The sequence below is a fragment of the Phascolarctobacterium succinatutens YIT 12067 genome (assembly GCF_000188175.1).
In the GTDB taxonomy this organism is placed as follows: domain Bacteria; phylum Bacillota; class Negativicutes; order Acidaminococcales; family Acidaminococcaceae; genus Phascolarctobacterium_A; species Phascolarctobacterium_A succinatutens.
Map to the genome: position 1 here is coordinate 1 of NZ_GL830843.1, position 1,766 is coordinate 1,766.

The 1,766-nt window shown below is 36.1% G+C and carries 2 protein-coding genes; both read left to right on the forward strand.

The genetic code is table 11. The features are described from left to right. Positions 1–324 precede the first annotated feature (324 nt). On the forward strand, positions 325–738 hold the full coding sequence (locus HMPREF9443_RS00005) for an HTH domain-containing protein (protein ID WP_009144403.1): 414 nt from the start codon (positions 325–327) through the stop codon (positions 736–738). Beyond that, positions 714–1,682 (forward strand): IS3 family transposase, encoded by a 969-nt coding sequence (locus HMPREF9443_RS00010; protein ID WP_050787068.1) that lies wholly within the window; start codon positions 714–716, stop codon positions 1,680–1,682. The genes HMPREF9443_RS00005 and HMPREF9443_RS00010 overlap by 25 nt, the downstream gene beginning before the upstream one ends. Positions 1,683–1,766: the final 84 nt, after the last annotated feature.

The window sequence follows — 1,766 nt, forward strand, 5'->3', positions numbered from 1 at the left end:
TATAATGTACCCATAGTCATGGACAGTTTGGTAGGTAGTATAGAAAGCGATATGGGCATTAAAGCAACATAGTCTACATGAATTATATTTGCATTTATGACTTAAGTGTCCCTTTAACTTATTGTTTAAATCTGGACACTAAGAGAGAACGAAAAGAGAGTTACTTTGGACAGTTTTCAAGAAAAATACTAGAATTGGACAGCTTTCTTTTGGTCAATCCCTAAAAATGGACACTTTTTTCTTTTCCTTGGTCTTAAATCGTTTTTGAGCGACTTTTTCCCAAACTGTATGTTATACTATGGATAAAAGGCGGAGGTGCTCAAAATGGCTGTAAAGCGCTTTACTGAAGAGGAAATGGAGCTGTTACGTAAGAATCCATACACCTACAGAGTAACTTATAACATGTTATTATTGACGGTAGAGTTTAAGGAGAAATTTTGGAAACTTTACCTTCAAGGTTTTTCACCAGTGTCTATTTTTAAGGAGTTAGGATATGACCCTAATATTTTAGGTGCTTACAGAATAAACAACTTCACTTTTAAGCTAAAGAAGGCAATGGAATCTGGAAAACCTCTCACTCAGGGAGTTGGTGGTGAAGTAAAGCCTCCACCTAAGAATAAAAATTATAGCGATTTGCCATTCGAGGCAGCGATAGCATCTATGCAGTACGAACTCTCATATCTTAGACAGGAGGTAGATTTCTTAAAAAAGCTGTGCTCTTTGGACAAATCAGACTAGCACGTGAAATATCTCTTGGGTTGTCGAATAGAAAATTTCAATTGATTCATGATTTAGTATCTAAGCCAGATAATCAATTGAAAGTGTCCCATTTATGTAAACTCGCTCATGTTACTAGATCTGGATACTATAATTGGTTAAGCAATATGGATTCCCGTAATGAACATGAACAGAAGGATAGAGCAGATTTTAGTAAAATTCTTGAGGCATATAAATTTAAGGGCTATGACAAAGGCATTCGCGGCATCCATATGAGGTTGTTACATTTGGAGAAGCCAGTGCTGATGAATCTTAAAAAGATAAGGCGGCTAATGGTAAAGTACAATTTGAGATGCCCAATTAGAAAGCCAAATCCATACAGGCAAATGGTAAGAGCTTTGAGAACCAATAAGGTTGCTCCTAATCTTTTGAACCGGGAATTTAAAGAACATGGACCTAGAAAAGTATTGTTAACAGATATAACTTACATACCATTAAATGATAAATACTGTTATTTATCTACAATTCTAGACTCCTATACAATGCAAGTATTAGGATATTGTCTGAGTGATTCTCTGGCAATAGATTTTGTGTTGGAAACTGTTAATATGGTACTAGCAAAGCATGGTAATGAAATCTCTAGTGAAACTATAATTCATTCCGACCAGGGTTCACACTATACAAGTTATAAATTTATGCAGTTAGTCCATGATGCTAATCTTAGGCAATCCATGTCAAGAAGAGGAAATTGTTGGGATAACGCACCACAAGAGAGCTTTTATGGACACATGAAGGACGAAATACATATATCTAAATGCAAAGACTTTGAGGCCTTAAGAGCTGAAATAGATAGGTGGATGGATTACTACAATAACGATAGGTACCAGTGGAAGTTAGCCAAGCTATCCCCAAACGAGTATTATGAGTATGTAAAAACAGGCCTTTACCCATTGAGGATATTTTAATAAAAACTAAGAAGCAGCGGTTCCGGCAGGAACTGCTGCTTCTCTCTTTCTCTTAAAAATGTCCTTGACAAAGGGTACGGTTTA

Excerpts from the sequence above, each read along its gene's own strand:
- HMPREF9443_RS00005 (WP_009144403.1), top strand. The coding sequence starts at position 325 with ATGGCTGTAAAGCGCTTTACTGAAGAGGAAATGGAGCTGTTACGTAAG.